The 15856-nt window shown below is 67.9% G+C and carries 18 protein-coding genes, 1 other RNA gene and 1 pseudogene; 10 read left to right on the forward strand and 10 right to left on the reverse strand.

Annotated features, from left to right (window positions below):
- Window positions 1-35: 35 nt before the first annotated feature.
- Complete coding sequence (gene smpB, locus FRAAL_RS05970) at window positions 36-515, forward strand: SsrA-binding protein SmpB (protein WP_011602560.1); 480 nt, start codon at window positions 36-38, stop codon at window positions 513-515.
- A gap of 62 nt (window positions 516-577) precedes the next feature.
- The gene (locus FRAAL_RS05975; RefSeq protein WP_011602561.1) at window positions 578-1951 is read left to right on the forward strand and encodes a class I SAM-dependent methyltransferase; all 1374 of its coding nucleotides are present in this window, start codon (window positions 578-580) and stop codon (window positions 1949-1951) included.
- Between the two features lie 177 nt (window positions 1952-2128).
- On the opposite strand, the gene FRAAL_RS05980 is transcribed toward FRAAL_RS05975, so the two are convergent.
- A complete protein-coding gene (locus tag FRAAL_RS05980) occupies window positions 2129-2869 on the reverse strand; it encodes a YoaK family protein (RefSeq protein WP_083866714.1) in 741 nt (246 codons plus the stop codon).
- 154 nt (window positions 2870-3023) lie between these two features.
- The gene (locus FRAAL_RS05985; protein ID WP_011602563.1) at window positions 3024-3497 is read right to left on the reverse strand and encodes a VOC family protein; all 474 of its coding nucleotides are present in this window, start codon (window positions 3495-3497) and stop codon (window positions 3024-3026) included.
- A 217-nt stretch (window positions 3498-3714) separates the two neighbouring features.
- Between FRAAL_RS05985 and ssrA the strand changes: the two genes are divergently transcribed.
- The 3 genes from ssrA (at window position 3715) to FRAAL_RS33470 (ending at window position 5228) form a co-directional block, all read left to right on the forward strand.
- Window positions 3715-4085, forward strand: a transfer-messenger RNA (tmRNA) gene (gene ssrA, locus FRAAL_RS30920).
- A 213-nt stretch (window positions 4086-4298) separates the two neighbouring features.
- The gene (locus tag FRAAL_RS32780) at window positions 4299-4448 is read left to right on the forward strand and encodes a hypothetical protein (protein WP_011602564.1); all 150 of its coding nucleotides are present in this window, start codon (window positions 4299-4301) and stop codon (window positions 4446-4448) included.
- Between the two features lie 216 nt (window positions 4449-4664).
- Complete coding sequence (locus FRAAL_RS33470; RefSeq protein ID WP_011602565.1) at window positions 4665-5228, forward strand: hypothetical protein; 564 nt, start codon at window positions 4665-4667, stop codon at window positions 5226-5228.
- 105 nt (window positions 5229-5333) lie between these two features.
- Here FRAAL_RS33470 and FRAAL_RS32785 read toward each other — a convergent pair whose 3' ends face one another.
- Complete coding sequence (locus FRAAL_RS32785; RefSeq protein ID WP_011602566.1) at window positions 5334-5582, reverse strand: hypothetical protein; 249 nt, start codon at window positions 5580-5582, stop codon at window positions 5334-5336.
- Window positions 5583-6505: 923 nt separating this feature from the next.
- On the opposite strand from FRAAL_RS32785, the gene FRAAL_RS36015 reads away from it, so the two are divergent.
- The 3 genes from FRAAL_RS36015 to FRAAL_RS06000 are packed head-to-tail and all read left to right on the forward strand — an operon-like array spanning window position 6506 to window position 7544.
- The gene (locus FRAAL_RS36015; RefSeq protein ID WP_372667006.1) at window positions 6506-6715 is read left to right on the forward strand and encodes an effector-associated constant component EACC1; all 210 of its coding nucleotides are present in this window, start codon (window positions 6506-6508) and stop codon (window positions 6713-6715) included.
- Window positions 6673-6957, forward strand: coding sequence for an effector-associated constant component EACC1 (locus FRAAL_RS05995; protein ID WP_011602569.1), 285 nt, complete (start codon window positions 6673-6675; stop codon window positions 6955-6957). The genes FRAAL_RS36015 and FRAAL_RS05995 overlap by 43 nt, the downstream gene beginning before the upstream one ends.
- An 11-nt stretch (window positions 6958-6968) precedes the next feature.
- Window positions 6969-7544, forward strand: a complete 576-nt coding sequence (locus FRAAL_RS06000) for a caspase, EACC1-associated type (RefSeq protein ID WP_011602570.1) — start codon at window positions 6969-6971, stop codon at window positions 7542-7544.
- Between the two features lie 5 nt (window positions 7545-7549).
- Here the strand turns inward: FRAAL_RS06000 and FRAAL_RS32790 are convergent, their stop codons facing one another.
- Complete coding sequence (locus FRAAL_RS32790; protein ID WP_157891995.1) at window positions 7550-7864, reverse strand: hypothetical protein; 315 nt, start codon at window positions 7862-7864, stop codon at window positions 7550-7552.
- Window positions 7865-7888: 24 nt separating this feature from the next.
- Here FRAAL_RS32790 and FRAAL_RS36255 point away from each other — a divergent pair, with 24 nt between their 5' ends.
- Together FRAAL_RS36255 and FRAAL_RS32795 are read left to right on the forward strand one after the other, a co-directional pair.
- Window positions 7889-9283, forward strand: a complete 1395-nt coding sequence (locus FRAAL_RS36255) for a zinc-ribbon domain-containing protein (RefSeq protein ID WP_306281658.1) — start codon at window positions 7889-7891, stop codon at window positions 9281-9283.
- Window positions 9284-9586: 303 nt separating this feature from the next.
- Window positions 9587-10152: pseudogene (locus tag FRAAL_RS32795) on the forward strand (type I restriction enzyme endonuclease domain-containing protein).
- Window positions 10153-10433: 281 nt separating this feature from the next.
- Here FRAAL_RS32795 and FRAAL_RS30220 read toward each other — a convergent pair.
- The 6 genes from FRAAL_RS30220 to FRAAL_RS06030 all read right to left on the reverse strand — a co-directional run bounded on the left by FRAAL_RS30220 (window position 10434) and on the right by FRAAL_RS06030 (window position 15831).
- The gene (locus FRAAL_RS30220) at window positions 10434-11000 is read right to left on the reverse strand and encodes a hypothetical protein (RefSeq protein ID WP_157891997.1); all 567 of its coding nucleotides are present in this window, start codon (window positions 10998-11000) and stop codon (window positions 10434-10436) included.
- Window positions 11001-11125: 125 nt separating this feature from the next.
- Complete coding sequence (locus tag FRAAL_RS36315) at window positions 11126-11560, reverse strand: type II CBASS E2 protein (protein WP_011602575.1); 435 nt, start codon at window positions 11558-11560, stop codon at window positions 11126-11128.
- Entirely contained in the window at window positions 11557-12582 is a 1026-nt protein-coding gene (locus FRAAL_RS06015) for a nucleotidyltransferase family protein (RefSeq protein WP_011602576.1), read from the reverse strand. Before FRAAL_RS06015 ends, FRAAL_RS36315 begins: the two co-directional genes overlap by 4 nt.
- Before the next feature lie 141 nt (window positions 12583-12723).
- Complete coding sequence (locus tag FRAAL_RS06020; RefSeq protein WP_157891998.1) at window positions 12724-13590, reverse strand: ImmA/IrrE family metallo-endopeptidase; 867 nt, start codon at window positions 13588-13590, stop codon at window positions 12724-12726.
- A gap of 182 nt (window positions 13591-13772) precedes the next feature.
- Window positions 13773-14732 (reverse strand): hypothetical protein, encoded by a 960-nt coding sequence (locus FRAAL_RS06025; protein ID WP_041938901.1) that lies wholly within the window; start codon window positions 14730-14732, stop codon window positions 13773-13775.
- A gap of 85 nt (window positions 14733-14817) precedes the next feature.
- A complete protein-coding gene (locus FRAAL_RS06030; RefSeq protein ID WP_157734383.1) occupies window positions 14818-15831 on the reverse strand; it encodes a hypothetical protein in 1014 nt (337 codons plus the stop codon).
- Window positions 15832-15856: the final 25 nt, after the last annotated feature.

The raw sequence follows: 15856 nt of genomic DNA on the forward strand, positions 1-15856 counted from the left end.
CGAACGTGTGGCAAGTGGGAAGAGGGTCGCAGACGGTGCCGAAGGAGACGGGGCGCAAGTCCATCGCGCAGAACAAGCGTGCCCGGCATGACTACGACATCCTCGACACGTACGAGGCCGGGCTCGTGCTGCGCGGCACCGAGGTCAAGGCGCTGCGGGCCGGGCGGGCCTCCCTGGTCGACGGGTTCGCCCAGGTCAGCGACGGCGAGATCTGGCTGCACAACGTGCACATCCCCGAGTACACCGAGGGGACCTGGACGAACCACGCCCCGCGGCGCAAGCGCAAGATGCTGCTGCACCGGGCCGAGATCGAGAAGCTGATCGGCCAGACCCAGGAGGGCGGCCTCACCCTCGTGCCGCTCGCCCTCTACTGGAAGGATGGCCGCGCAAAGATCGAGATCGCCCTGGCCCGCGGTCGCAAGTCCTACGACAAGCGGCACGCCCTCGCCGAGCGGGATGCCGCCCGCGAGATCAGCCGGGAGATGGGCCGCCGCGTCAAGGGCCGCTACCGCTGACCGGCACCGATACCGAGCGCCTGGCCCAGCTCGACGCCCTGCTGACCGCCGACGGCGGCGCGGTGCTCGCCGCCGCTGCCGCGGTGTACACCGGCGGTGACGGCCCCGGCGGGAGCGGCTCCGGGGCAGGCGGTCCCGGCCGGAGCACGTCTGGCACGGGCGGGTCCGGTAGGGGCGGGTCCGGCGGGAGCGCGGCGCGGGAGCTCGCCGTCGGCGCGCGGCTGCGGGCCGAGGGTGTGCCCGCCGAGCTGGTCGCCGCCGCCTTCACGCAGGCGGAGCTGCGGCATCGGGCGGCGGCCAAGTTCGCCCGTGCCGAGGAGATGTTCTTCACCCGTGCCGGGCTGGAGCAGGCGTCCTCCCAGGCCGCGGCCGAACACCGGGCGGCGCGGTTCGCCGGCCGCAGCCGCCTGGCCGACCTGTGCACCGGGATCGGCGGGGACGCCCTCGCCCTGGCCCCGGGCCGGGAGATCCTGCTCGTCGACCGGGACCCGGTCCACCTGCGGATGGCGGCGCTGAACGTCGCAGTCCACGGGGCGCACCGGGTCGACACGCTGCTCGCCGACGTCCGCGCGGCCGACCTGACCGGCTACGACGGAGTTTTCGTCGACCCGGCCCGGCGCACCGGGGACCGCCGGCTGGCCTCGCGGGCCAGCGAGCCGCCGCTGCCCTGGTGCTTCGCCCTCGCCGACCGAGTCGCGGCGGTGGCGGTGAAGGCGGCCCCGGGCCTCGCGACAGACCAGGTCCCGCAGGGTTGGGAGATCGAGTTCGTCGCCGACGGCCGCGACCTCAAGGAGGCCGTGTTGTTCTCCCCGGCGCTGGCCACGACCGAGCGCCGCGCGACCGTGCTTCACCCCGCATCGTCGGCGCACCCCGCGTCGGGGGCGCATCTCGGGTCGCCGGCGCATCTCGCGGCGCTCGGGTCGGCTGAGGCCGGCATCGCCTTCCCCGACGGGCCGGTCAGCCTGGTGGGCGTTGCGGACCCGGCGGAGCCCGATGGCCCGGTCGCCGCCCCTGGGCGGTACCTCTACGACCCGAGCCCGGCCGTGACCCGGGCCGGCCTGGTAGGCGAGCTCGCGCGCCAGCTCGGTGCCTGGCAGCTCGACCCGATGATCGCCTTCCTCAGTTCGGACACGCCCGTCGCCACCCCGTTCGCCCGGCTGCTGCAGATCTCCGCGAGTCTGCCGTTCGATGTCCGCCGGCTCGCCGCCGAGCTACGCGGGCGCGGGATCGGAGCGTTGGAGATCCGTCGTCGTGGGCTCGCGGGCGACGTCGACGAGCTGCGCCGCCGCCTGCTGCCACGCCGCCGCGATCTGGTCGCCGGCGGTCCGGCCATCACCCTGGTGATGACCAGGGTGCGGGACGAGCCCTGGGCCTTCCTCTGCACGAACTGGCCTGCGGACGACCACACCCCGCCGCGCCCGTCCGTCATCGAATGAACCCGATTCCGGTCCCAACCTGTGCGTCACAGCCCTCGGCACGATCTGACCGCAATCTGGCCGCGGGACGACAGCCGGAGGTCCGGCTGGTGATGAGGCGGTCCTCGCGGAGGAAGCCCGAAGGCGGGTGCGGAGCCGGGTCGACCATCGACGATCGGTTGGGCGTGGAGCGGATCGTCAAGGCGCGATGAGCAGGCCCGCGGCGGCGGCGGTGAGACAGCCGGCGGCGATGGCGGCGGCCAGGGCGAGCGGCACGATCCGGTCGACGTGCAGCAGAAGCGCGCCGCCGACCAGCGCGCCGATGAACATGGCCAGGGGCGCGGCCAACCGGCGCGGGGCGTGGAAGCCGGGGCCGCCGGCCAGCCGTGAGTCGATGACCAGCCCCGTGAGGGTAGTGGTCAGCACATTGGTCGGGACCTCCGGGACAGCCACCCGCCGTGCCGTCGCGTGCTGCAGCCCCATGGCGCCGGCCAGCGGCACGATGATCGCATAAGGCCGGTCCGTGTCGCCGGTGACCGAGGCGGCGGCCAGCGCCGCGATGATCAGCCCGGTCTGGAGGGCCAGCGCGACCGTCAGCCAGCGGGGTCCGCGCCCCTGGCGCAGCCCCGGGGCCCTGCCGGTCCGCCCGGCGAGGACCGCGCCGGTCAGGAAGCCGGTCAACGCGAGTGCGGACAGGTCCGCGGACAACCCGGGCGCCCCCGCCAGCGCGAACGCGAGCAACACGACGTTGCCGGTCATGTTCGCCACGAACACCCGGCCGAGCCCGAGGAAGCTGGTCGCGTCGACCAGCCCCGTCAGGCTCGCCATCGCGAGCAGCAACGCCACCTCCCGCCGATCCCACCCCGTCGACGGCGCGGGCGGCCGCGGGGGCGGGGGCGGGGGACCGGCCGACGGCAGGGGTGGCGTCGACGGCGTCATCGGCTCAGTGTCACCGATGCCGAGTCGCGGGCCTCGCAACCCTTGGCCACCGGACGACCACCCGAGCCGGTGGGTGCCGCAGCGAGGGGGCCGCGGGGGAGGCGGGGGCCGCGGGGAGGTGGGGTGCGGCTCGCGGTGCCGGCGACGGGTGCCGTTACAGGCGCAGGGGGCGGATCGGGGCGGCGATCAGGTGCGGCTGCGACTGCCAGTCGACGCCCGCCACGTCGATGTAGAGCTCGATCTCGTTGCCGTCCGGGTCGAGGATGTAGAGGCTGTGGGTGATCGTGTGATCCGACGCCCCGACGATGTCGACGCCAGCCTCCCGGATGCGGGCGAGGACCTCGCGCAACTCGTCGTCGGTGTCGCCGACCTTCAGCCCGAAGTGGTAGAGCCCGATCCGCCGGCCGGCCGGCACCGCCGCCGCGTCCTCGCCGACCTCGATGAGCAGCAGTTCGTGATGCGTGCGGCCGGCGGAGAAGCCGGCCGCGGGCACCCGCAGCGGACCGTCGGCGGAGGCCGCCGGGTCCGGGAACACCTGCCGCCAGCCGAGGACGTCCCGGTAGAACGCGACCGAACGTTCGATGTTGCGGACGTAGAGGACGAGATGTCCCAGTTCCTTGATCTCCACAGTGGTCTCCCCGGGGCTGGCGGACGGGATGCCGTTGTACGTACAACTACCACGCGGGGCCCGGCATGCCCGCCTTCGCTCCTCGATTCCGCGTCTGTCGGGCCGGGCGCCGACGCCCTCCGCTGCCGACGCGGACCGGGTCCGCCGGCCGCGGCGCATCGCTCCGATCGCCCGCGTCCTGCGGTAGCATGAGACGGTAGGCAAGACAACCGTACCTGGGGGTGATCGGTTTCGACTTCGGACGTCGAGGCAGGGGAAGCGGGCCGAGGATGAACGGTTATCTCGTTAACGATCCGTTCAAAAAAATAGCTGCCAACAAGACGCAGCCTGTTACCCCCCTGTACGCCCTCGCGGCGTAGGGACTAGGTAACCGTCAGCCTGGGAGTGCCTCCGGCCCAGGATCTGACGTCGCTAGGAGGATCACCGACTGACCCGGTCGCGGGGCCAGTTGGAAAATCAAACAGCGACTGAGCCTACGTCGGCTTGCCTGTGGGTCCGACGGGGCTGAGAAACAAGTAGCAGGCTCCGCCCGGAGAAGCCCTGTGTCGGTGCCGGAGGACGCGGGTTCGATTCCCGCCACCTCCACCCCGCAGCGTGACGAACCGCCTGACCTGCAGAAACAGGTTGGTTCGCACGTTGCGGACGTGCTCGTGCCCGCCGAAACTGCAGGTCGGCGGGCCGGGCAGGTGGTTCGAGCCTCCTTTGGCTCTGTAGCAGTCGACTCCTGTCGGTAGTCGCCGCGGCTGGGATGGGTCAGCGTGCGGGTCGTTCGCGGCCCTCGCTGCGAGAGTTGGCAGGTCCGTGGTCGGGCTCCTGCTTACCGGAGCTCGTCCGCACGGCCCCGACCTGCGCCGCTGGGCGGTGCAGTCGGCGAATATCGCCCGGATGCTGGACCAGCGGAGGTTCGTCGCGGACGAGCTGGAGGAGCCGCGACGACGCTGGGACACCTGACGGCCCGAGGCCAGGCTCGATGCCGCGCCGCCGACAGCCCCTCCCGCTAGTCGGGTGGAGGCGACGGCGGGGCGGCCTAGGGGACGGGCGCGGGGAACCGAGATGACCCATCCGCCGATCGACGTCCGGCGCGAGGGTCACCTGTATCGCCCTCACGCGGAGACAGTACGAATCGGGCCCAGACGCCCACGGACTGTCGATACCGTGTGGGCGAAATTGGTTGCGCGGGCGAGCGATAGACAGTCGGGGGCGTCGGTGGCGATGAAGGTACGGGTGGGCAAGTATGCCTACCTGTGGGAGGGCGCCGAGCCGCTCGTCCCGGGCGACCGCGTGCTCCTGCCCGAGAACTGGCTCAGTCGTACGATCCACGGCCCCGGGCCCTTCGAGGACACCGTGACCGCCGTCGGAAGCGACTACGACGGGCCGATGTCGCGGGTCATTGCCAAGATCGGACGGGATCCGGACTGGAGACCGCCGGAGCCGGACACACTACCCGCGCCCCGCGTCTCCCTCGTCCACGAAGGCCGGTACCAGCAGGCGCTGGCCGAATACGACCGCCAGGTCGAGGAGTGGCGTCGGCGTGCCGGTGGCACGGCTTCCGATCCGGTGACCGTCGGGCGGGCCAGGCTCGTCACGTGCCCGAAGTGCGGTGCCCCTGAATCAAGCCCGTGTACGGATGCTGCGAGGCCCCGGAAGGCGAATCATCAGGAGCGGCTCCGGCGGTTCCGTGCGTGGATGCAGGAGACCCATCCCCGGTACCCTCGGCGCGAGACGCTCTGATCATGTCGGTGTGACCGGTCCGGCCGGGGCGCGCCAGCGGGCGGGCACCGAGGGCGCGATGTCGCTGAGGGCGATGCGGAACGTCAGCCGGAGCGGCGGCCGGGCCTACGGGTGTTCCTCCGCGTTGGTGGCGGCTGCGGTGGTGTGCTCCCAGTGCAGGATCAGCTCGGCGAGCGCCTCGACTGCTCTTCGCCGTTCCTCGGCCGTCATGGGTATGGTCTCGACCCGCTCGATGACCATGTGGCGGGCGACGGGTTGTCGTCGTGTTTTCCGGGACGGTTCCGCGCCAGCTTGGTTGCCGGCTTCCGTGTTCTCCGTGCGGGGATCGTCCTGGGCGTGGTCGGGACCGGCCATCGGTAGGGTGCCCCCTTGCGGCTCTCTGGCCTGTATCGGCTGTCGGGGCACTCTATTGCTGCTGGGAGCGGTTCCTGGGCGACCACGGCGTCGCCCTTCGTCGCCTCCGATGGCTTGTTCTGGTGCCGGGTTGTCCCAGCGCTCGCGCGGTTCGTCCGCGTTTGCCTGTTCCCGGTCCGGGTAAGCGCGTTTCCGGTTCGGCCGGTTGGGGGTCGCGGTTGTCGAGACCCACCAGCTGTCTCCGCTGGCTGTTGGCGTATGAGGTCGATCGCCCGACAGGCTGGTTGATCGGGTGAGATCATGATGGGTCGTGTGGAGGAGCCGGAACTCACGCGGTTGTGAGTCAGAAGATCGCGGGATGACGGTGCGCGAGTTCTTCGCGGCGCTTGCCTTCATCGCGCGGGACGCGTGGAGCCCTACGCCCCGGTCAGATCTCTACTTGCACTGTGATGTCTGCGGTGGTCCGACCCCGCACTCCAGCTATCGGCGGATCATCTCCGCGACCGAGGTGAATCCGACGCTCGTTGCCGCGCCCCCGGAGCCGGTCTGCGCGGTGTGCCGTGACGCGCATCCGCGCACTCTCGGCGACGAACCGCCTTGCGACACGGCCATGGTGTGTATCGGCCAGCGACGGCGCCGCTGGCGCGCGGGGAGGTCCCGGCGGCCGTGTGGCGCGCGATTTGAGGTTCCCGCGTCCGCGCCGACCGTGATCTGCGCGTGGTGCAGCACGCAGCAGGACGGACCGGTCAGGCAGCAATGACCACGTCGCGGGACTGACATCAACACTCCCAGGAATCCGAAGATCTTGGTGCTGTCACAGCCGACCCAAGTGACGCCGCTTGGTCACTCTTCGCGTAGGGCGCGGTAAGATCTCAATCGGTGTGGGCTGGCCGTCGGGGGGCGTCGTGGATCTGATCGTGCAGATGTCCGGTGGCACGTCGGGGGATGATCTGGGTCGTTTGCGGGGCTGGTTGTTGGACGAGCCGCTGCTGCGAGGCAGGGTCCGGCTACAACCCGCGGCGGCGCCGCCGGGCGCGATGCCCGGTGGAGTGATCGAGGCGCTGGTGGTCCTGGCGGCCGGTGGTGGGCGGTGGCGACGGCGGCCCGGGTGCGTACCGCGGGCAGTGTGCTGATCACCTGGTTGAAGGGCCGGCGGGGTGATGTGCAGGCGACGGTGACCACCGCGCAGGGCGCGTCGGTGTCGCTGTCCGCGTCGCTGTCCGCGACAAACGTGCGCAGCCTGACGAGCGCGGAGGTCAGCGCCCTGCTCGACAAGCTGGGCGTCGTGGCCACGGGCGAGTCGGAGCAGACCGGTGAGGGCGAGGGCTCCGGTCCGCCGGCTGAGCCGGACGGATCGTCACAGGCGGCGGGCTGAGGCGAGGGGCCGTGGTGTTCTCGGATCTCGCCGGGCCGGGAAGCCGGATTCTGCTGATCGGTTCCGGCCGGCATGTGACCGGTTCTCTCCTGCCGGACCTGCCGTCGGTAGCCAGCACTCTTACCGATCTCGCCGAGGTGCTGGCCGGCCGGTGTGGTATGCCCGCCGGGCAGGTCACGACGGTGATGGATCCGGCGAACCCGATCGAGCTTGCCAATGCGATCGAGCGGGCGGCGGAGCAGGCCGGCGACGTGTTCCTGCTCTACTACGCCGGCCACGGCGTTCTCGATGCCGAGGGGGCGTTGCACCTCGCGACCCAGGCAACCATCGACCTGGGTCGTGGCCGGGTGGGGCATCAGGCGCTGGCTTTTGCGGACGTCAATGACCTGCTGCGGGAACACTGCCAGGCCGCCCGAGTTGTGGCCGTCCTTGATGCCTGTCACGCCGGGCGGGCTTCCACCCCCTCGGCGGGAAGTCTGCATGCCGCGTTCGAGCGTGCCGGGCAGGGGAGCTGCCTGCTGGCCGCGGCCTCGCGGGACGAGCATGCCCTGGCGCCGGTCGGAGCGGTGCCCACGAGGCTTCATTGAGTAGTTCAAGTCGAAACAAAGGTGACGTCGAGACCATGGATTGCGAGCTCATTCTTCCTCCGCCTCCCCTTGATTCGGGAGAAGGAACGGATGTCGATCGCCTGAGGATGCTCCAATGCCAGCGGGGACGGTGGGCTGAAGAATGGGCCCACTATCGCGTGCGCCTCGCCGCTGACCTCGCTCGGATCGAGCAGCGCTCTCGCGACCGCACGAGGTACTGGGATGCCTGGCGAGATCGCGCGATCGAGTCCTGGAGGACGCGGCACGATTTTCGGCGTACAAGTGTCGCCGACTTCCCGATGCTGCGTGAGCAATGGCATCGAGATAATCCTCCGCCCTGGACGATGCCCGCAGGATTTGCCAACAGGCAGGAATCTGGTCGTCCAAGATGGGTCTGCCCGCTCGATGATCACCATACTTGGGAGGTCTGGCCAAAAGATCGCATTTCACGCGGCACACGATGCCCCGCGTGTCAGAAGAAGGGCGTGATTGCCGATGTTGCGCTTCTACTGGACCAGTGGGACGACGAGGCTTCTCCAGATGAGGTGACCTTGGGTTCGAATCGCGAGGTTTCCTGGAAACACGAGACGTGGACTGTCGTGCCCGAGACCGGAGAATGGAGGAAGGTGACGCACCATTGGCGCACCGAACCCAAGGTCCGGACGGGCCAGCTCGACGCCTGCCTCGTGTGCGCTGGACATCAAGTGGACGAGACGACGAGTCTCAAGACCTGGTTCCCGACTCTGGCTAGAGAACTGGTCAGCTCGGTCGACGCGGCGACCTTGTCACCCGGTAGCCATGATGGCGGAACTGCGCGATATGAGTGGCGATGCCTCACGAATGAGAAACATCCGAACTGGCGGTCGACTATCCTCAACCGGGTTAACGACACGGGCTGTCCACGGTGTCGTCGCCGAGGTGTCTCCGACCGTCAAGCGCGTATCGCCGCCGAAATCGATAGCCTCGGCGCCCTGATTCCACCGGACGACCGGCTAGGTGGTCTCCCTGGTGGCGTACCCGACCTCTGTTCGTATCAGCTCGACATCCCGTCCGACGTCCGAGAGCGCTATCAGTGGAGATACTCAAAGATCGAAATCGACATGCTCATCGATGCGGGTGGACGACGGATAGCAGTGGAATATGACGGCGCCGCCTACCACGCGAGCCGGTTCCGTGATGATGATGAGATCGAACGGCGAAAAGACGGTATTCTGCGAGCGCTCGGTCTACCCGTAATTCGGGTGCGGGAGCAGGGGCTGACTACGCCGGTTCGTAAGGGCCTGTGGGTGATCGAGATCAATCGGGACGAACCCTGGAGTGTAGCGGTCAAGATCTTCGACACCGTGAGGAAGATCACTGGATGGATGCCTACGGGCTTGCGCTCTTACCGCCTAGGCCAGGCTAACCAGGGGGAAGTCAACGCGGGAAATTTTCTGGCCGCGTACCGGGAACCGCGGGAGAGGGGGCCTCGTCCGCCACGGTCAGTCTCTGTTCCGCGACCGCGTCGGCCGCGCTCGACCATTCCTGCTGGCACCAAGATTGGACATCTCACAGTACGGTCGGATGCCATTTTTGACAAGAATTCTCCCCCGCGTTCAACCCAACGATGGAATTATAAAGTTGACTGCGCCTGTGGCGCAACCAATGTTTCCAAGACGCACGCGGATCTCACGCGAAACGATGGGAGGCGGGCCAAATTCTGCTCTCGTCAATGCCCCCTCATTACGGCGAGCGTCTGAAGGATGAGCGATCCACCAAAGCGAAGTGGTCGAGGCACCTCTACCGTTTCCGACCGAGTTCATCCCGGCGTTCACCAGAGATCAAATATAGTCCCATCTGATTCTAGTCCATAACGCAGCAACTGGGGTCACGGAGCGACTGAAGCCAAAGATTCCGCGAGTTGTTGAGGCGTAGCCCATCCGTGATGACGTGGCCTTCTTTGACACGGTGCGCCAGCAGATCGCGAAGCTGGAAGCCGCGGACCGGGAGGGCACGACACCGCCGCCCTGGACACGGCCGTCCGGCAGATCATCAGCCAGCACATGACCGGCACCGGCGTCATCGACATCTTCGCCGAGGCCGGCCTGGGCAAGCCCGGCGTCTCCGTGATCGACGGCGAGTTCCGCAAGAGGTTCGAGACCTCCGACCGCCAGCACCTACAGCTGGAGGCAGTCCGGCGGCTCATCGCCAACGAGGTCAGGCTCATCAGCCGGCGCAACATCGCCGCGGGTCGCAAGTTCTCCGAGAGCTCAACGACGCGCTCAACCGGTACCAGAACCGGGCGATTATCTCGTCCCAGGTAATCGCCGCGCTCGTCGAACTCGCCAAAGCGATCCAGGAGCAGCGGAAGCGCGGCGAGGACACCGGGCTTTCCGAGAACGAGCTGGCCTTCTACGACGCGCTGGCGAACAACGAGTCCGCCCGTGACGTCATGCAGGACGAGACGATGCGGAAGATTGCGCACGAGCCGACCGGCATCGTCCGCCGCGACGCGAAGACGGACTGGCAGGTCAAGGCGTCGGTGCGGGCCAAGCTCCGCACCAGCGTCAAGCACCTTCTACTCCTCACGGGTACCCACTCGACCAGGAACCCGGCGCGACCGAGCTGATCATTCGTCAGGCCGAACTCTTCGCCGAGGAGGAAGTGGCGTAGTCCGGATCGGATGAAGGCCGGCTCATGCCGTAGTCCTGATTGGTACAATCGGACGACTACGGGTGCTGCAAGTGGGCCATCTTGTGCGCTGTCCTTCCCGTGTCGTGCTGGGCATCGGTCGTCAAAACCTGACCACGCTCCCGTCTGGCGGGCGCGCGGCTCGATACCCTCACTGCCCGTAACGCGACAGGCTGTCTCGCAGTCGCCAAGTGCCGTCGCCGACCGAAAGATTCCGTCTCATCTGGCCCACCAAGGGGTTCGCGCATCCAGATGGGCACGCACCGCTTTCATGAATGACATTTCAAACGGCGTTAGAGATCTGAGATCTATTATGGCTGTCGGGATAATCATGTCCGCGTCTGATGTTGTTGCCGGCCCCCTCCAAGCATCTTTCATCGCGGTCCCCGCGATCTCGCGGGCCTGCTGAACGAGGTCGGCGTACGCGGCTCCGACGGTTTCGGATTCCGCCGCCGTCCAGGCAACGTGGTAGGCGAGCCTGGCTTGAATATCCCGAAGCGCCTCGGAAAGCCGAACCCTCTCGTCCGGCGCTGCATCGGTCCGCCTGCGGCGGATGGCGTAAGGGAACTCCTTGTAGGCCGCGTACGTCGCGAATGCTTCAGCGAACGCTGTGCGCAGGCGGTTGCACTGCTCTTCCCGGCTGCGTCGATGGGCAAGCCAGATGTTGATCGCCGCCGCGATTATGCCAGCGAGAAATGCGCCGGAGAGCACTGCGGTCGCCAGGAGATCCGGTCCGCCGGTTGTCCCTCCTTGTGCGCCCGGGGTGGGTGCGGGCGTCCGTGTCACCGTAGCGGTAGTCGTGGCGCTGGTTTGAATCGACGGCAATGGTGCAACGGCGGATCCAGACGTAGTGGCGGTTGGCATTGGCGCTTTCTCTGTTCATTGTTGATATTGGCTGACAGTCGTCGATGTCAGGCATGGATGACCTCGCACCCCGGCCATTCTCCTGTAAGGCGCCACCATTCTTCGCGAAGCAAGTGAGCGACGATGTAGCCGAGAAGGGCAGGCGGGCCGTCGGAACGGCTCCAGCGTCGTTCTATAGGATCGGCGGGGTACCACATGCACAGCGCGCCGCCAGAATAGCGATGTGGCGAGTCGGATGGTCCGTCCGTGTAGACGTGCGGGGACTCGGGAGACGCCAGGCTGAAGACGATCGTGATTGTCTGGACAGGCAGGTCCGCGACGTCGAGCCTGATCTCGACGGCGAAGCCACCTCTGTATCGCCGGAAGGGAAACCGCACCTCCCGGATCTGAAGGCCACAGTCGGCGAGCCGGCGCAGGAACAGGATGCGGGGCGCCGGCCTGGCGAACCAGGCCGGCTCCCGCCATGGTGCTCGGCGGGTCACGCGCTGTGGAGCGGGGTACCGTAGGCGCGGGTAGGCCGGACGAGTGCCGGCCTACCCGAGAGGCCCAATGCGGCGGTCGAGACTGGGTTTGGTCGCCTCAACATCGCTGCCTTGCCCGCCAGCCCGGACGGTGTCGGGTCTTCCAGATACTTCCAGTAGACCCGCGAGAGCACCGAGAGCACCGCTTCGCGGTCGTCGTCGTGTTCGAGGGCCTCGCTGACGGCATCGGCCGCTGTGCGCAGTCGCCGGGCGGCGATCGAGCGGTCGATCAGGGGCTTCACATTGGGCGATACCCCTGCCGGATCCTTCGTCGCGTATCCCGCCTCCAGCCGGGTCGATGCCTTGTCCAGCACGGAGAAGAGGGCGGTCGGGAGCCCCATCCCTTCCGTGATGAATTCCCATGCCCAGACGGACAAGTTGTGGGATGAGAACCCGACGGTGGTGTACTGCCGGTTCCATGCCTTGAGCAGACGGATGGTGCGGCGACGGGTCTGGGCGCGCGACTTGCCGCCAGACGTGAACAGCGTAGCGTGCTGCTCGGGGTCCGAGGCTTCCCACTTGCTCTTCTTGAGGTCGGGGATCCAAAGCCCATTGCCGTCGCGGCGGGTGAGCGCCATGACGAGGTCGATGGTCGGGTCCTGACCGTCCACCGGACGGACGAAGTAGATCTTCGGTCCTCGCCTCGACGTGCAGCAACGGGCCTTCGGGTAGACGTTTCGGATACTCGGCCCGAGCAGGGAGCACAGCGCCTCGATAGTCTCTTCAGGAGACTCGTCAGCGCCATCCGGACCGAGCGCCGGGTAGACACGGCGGTCCAGGACGACACCGCCGTCCCCGTCCGCCACTGGATGAATGAAGGTGTGCTGCGCCAGCGAACCGCTGGGGTACGTGCGCAACGCGCCCCGGAAACCGATCGCGACGTCCCGGCTGAGTCTTAGCCGGCCACGTGCCTCCGCGAGCGGTTCAGCGTGCGCGTCGATCCGACCGCGGACGTCGTTGAGGATGTCGTTTGTCTGTCCCATTCGAGTGCTTCGTTCGGTAGGGGTGCGGGCTGCACCTGGGCGCCCGGCCTGGGCGGAGCTGCTTGATGGCCGCTCACCCTTACTGACGTCGGACCGTGAGGCAGCTCCCGCCCGAGGCGGTCGACGCCCCCCAGCTCTTGTTCATTCGGCGCAGCTGCGGCAGATCGAGCGGCCTGGATCGAACTGCGTAGCCGCCAGCACGAGGAAGCAGCGATCACACCGCTGCTCTGCTCTGGCTCCCGCGGGGGCGCAGCCGCAGTGGCCGTTGCCGCATTTCGGCTGCCCGCAGCGCTGGCACGGCGGGCCGAAGACCTCGAACGGGTCGGCATCCGGGCAGATCTCGCAGATCCACCATCGCTCCGCAGGATAGGCCGCGCTGGCGGATCGGGGCGGCGCGAAGCGGCGCCACGCAACGTTGTCCGGCGCGAGTACCGCAATCATGTACTGCTTGTCGCACCAAGCCGCCTGCCCGTACAGCGGGTCGCTCCGGCCCCCATTGCGGTAGGCCACGAAGGTGTTGTCGTGCTCGACCGTGGCATCTCCACGAAGCGCGGCCCGGATCAGTGGCGTGTCGGATTGGTCAGAGCCCCGCGCCGGTGGGACGACCCCCCGTGGTGACGCGAACACCACCCGGCCTGCCGCGTCGAGGAGAACGACGACGCCTCCGCCGCTCAGCAGTTCGGAGGCCCGTACGCAGCACGCTTCGCGAGATGCCTGGGAGTTCTGGAACATGTCGACGATCTCTGTGGCGGTCGGACCTCGTAGGTCGACGCGATCGCGGACCCACCCATCCGGCAGGAGCACCCGGGCGGCGAAGGCATCGCACGCCGCCTCCTCGAAGTTCTCGGAGTCCACGCGGGTGAAGACGCGCTGTCCAAGCTCTGGATCCGTCTGCTGGAGGTGATGACCCAGTTCGTGGAGCACGGTGAACCCGCGGCGCCGGCGCGATCGCGATGCGGCGATGCGGAGGGTCGGAGGCTGGGTATGGTCCAAGTAGCTGCCAGACACCGAGCATCCGTCACCATCACCTGATTCGGGTACGACGGACACTTGGACGTCGGGCCACGACGAGATCGTGGCCAAAGGGTCGGCGCAGAGAGCCGCGAGCGATCCCGGATGACGCTCCTCGACAACGCGCAAGATCGCCTCGGCCTGGCGAGGAGCGTCAGCGAAGAGCGGTCTCGCCCGCACTATGCATCCTCCTCGCCCGCGGCGCTACTGTTGAGGAACTGCCGAAGCCGCGAGTCCCAGTCAGGCTCGCCGCCGCCGGTTTCTCGCGCGGCAAGGCTAAAGGCGCCATAGCTGCCGTCTAGACGTGCTCGTTCCTCAGCGATACCCAACCGGCGCGCACGTCGAGTCCACGTTGATCTCCACCGTGGATGCTCCATCCGGATGACAAGCCCGGCCGGGAGTGGGCGAACCGAACTCGCGATCTCCCCGGAGGTGACGCCAGTCACCTTCGCCACGAGGTCGATCTGCTCCATCGTCATCGGGACCTTGCCACGGAGAAGGCGCATGGCCTCGGCTTGGCTCACGTTCAGCGAAGCGCAGAATGCGCCAAGATCAAGACCCGATCCCAGGATCGCTGCAAGGGTGCGTGGCTCGATTCCCGGGACGGCAACCGGCAGCCCGGGTGCCTGCCTCAACAGCTCCAAGTCGTCGGTGAGCTCTGCGCGGAGCATAGCCGAAGGGTCCATAGGGGACGTGATCTTGCGGCCCCGTCTCACGACTGCTGGCAATGGGGCTGGCTTCTGCACGCTCGCGGCAGCGATGCATCGGACCAGCGAGTCGCTCCAGACATCCACCAGTTGATCGAGGACCCGGTTCGGCACCGTCGCCGTAAGCCCCGCCCATACTGTGACGGCCACGCCGAACGCGGTCGCCGTCTCACCGACCACGATGCCATGGTCATCCTCCCTGGACGGGTCGATGGTCACCGGCGCACCTTGCACCTCGCGGTCTCGTACAGCCAGTACCACCAGCAACATGACGGTCTCGTCCCAGCGGGCGCGCCACACTTGCCCGACGCGGACCTCGACATCCGTCGAAGCGCCGAACCGTTCCTCTAGCCCCGGCTGGGTTAGTTGGTGCATGTCTGGTACCTGTGCCGCAAGATCGAGAAGATGCTGGGCAGTCCGCTGGTCGCTCACGGTGTCCTCCGGCGGGGGGTGGGCCGAGTATGCCGGCACCTAGATCTGACGTCAGAACTCCCGCCGCGCTCCATCGGGCGCACGGTCAGCCCAGGGCGGTCGTGGTGCCACACAGCCGGATCACCTCCTTGGCCACTGCCTCTCGGTCTTCGCCTTCGCCGACAAGCTGCCTGAGCTTCTCAGCCACCCTGTCGGCATGCAGGCGCGCCTGCGCCAGGCCGCACGCCAGGAGCACCCGGATGTCGGCCGGCGATGCCAGGTACAGGACGATCCGCCGCTCCACCGGCGACAACATCCCCACGATGCCCGCAGCCGTGGCCGCAGCACTCAGTTCTTCATCGGCGGCAACGACGAGATCCTCGGGAGTCGGCTCATCCGCGTCGGCACGGTTCTCAGCGCCCTCGGGCAGGTAGACGATGTCGGGGTCCAGCACGACCGGGAACCGAGCCGCGAACACGTCGACAAGCTGAGCTTCCTCAAGCGACCCGCTCGCCGCCGTGAAAGCCGCCTGGGCTACGGCGATGATCGATGCCCGGTCCGCGATCGGTGGCCGGCGGGTCGTGCTCGACCACTTCGGGATCCTCACGTTCGGGACTTCACGAGCCGCCCGCGCCAGGTCATCGATGGGGCCAGCCCACGGCGGAACCGGTGTGCCCGTGAGCCTCCAACGGCCGGCGCCCGGCTCGCCAGCAGGCACCTTTTCGAAGGCGTCATCTCCCGACAGGACCTCCACGAGCCGGCGCCGCAACGCCCCCCGTGATGTCTTGCGCACGCTGTCGATCAGCCAGTTGCGGACGGACCTGCGGAGGAGACGTCCGACGGACGCGTCATCGGTCGCCTGCGCAAGGAGGCTCGTGGTTACGGGCCCGATCCGGTCCACCAGAAATTCTTCGACAAGATCGTCGAGATCCCGGGCGCTGTCACGCCGAATTTCCGGGAAACGTCGGGCTTCCTCCTCGACCAACCTGGTGACCAGGTGGAGGCAATCCTGACCGGGATGCCCAAGACGGTGCAGCTCTTCAAACGCGGAGATGACCAACCTCCCTGAGGGCCGCGTCAACGGCGTCGGTGACGCGAATTTTTGATTGTCGAGAAACACGGACGCTGACGCGACCAGCGCCCAC

The sequence above is a fragment of the Frankia alni ACN14a genome, from assembly GCF_000058485.1.
GTDB classification, from domain to species: domain Bacteria; phylum Actinomycetota; class Actinomycetes; order Frankiales; family Frankiaceae; genus Frankia; species Frankia alni.

What these genes read in the sequence shown, in the direction of transcription:
- FRAAL_RS32790 (WP_157891995.1), bottom strand. Translation starts at nt 7,864, where the DNA reads ATGCCATTGCTCACGCAGCATCGGGAAGTCGGCGACACTTGTACGCCG.
- FRAAL_RS36015 (WP_372667006.1), top strand. Translation starts at nt 6,506, where the DNA reads ATGTCCGGTGGCACGTCGGGGGATGATCTGGGTCGTTTGCGGGGCTGG.
- FRAAL_RS32785 (WP_011602566.1), bottom strand. Translation starts at nt 5,582, where the DNA reads ATGGCCGGTCCCGACCACGCCCAGGACGATCCCCGCACGGAGAACACG.
- FRAAL_RS06015 (WP_011602576.1), bottom strand. Translation starts at nt 12,582, where the DNA reads ATGGGACAGACAAACGACATCCTCAACGACGTCCGCGGTCGGATCGAC.
- FRAAL_RS05980 (WP_083866714.1), bottom strand. Translation starts at nt 2,869, where the DNA reads ATGACGCCGTCGACGCCACCCCTGCCGTCGGCCGGTCCCCCGCCCCCG.
- FRAAL_RS36255 (WP_306281658.1), top strand. Translation starts at nt 7,889, where the DNA reads ATGCCCGCAGGATTTGCCAACAGGCAGGAATCTGGTCGTCCAAGATGG.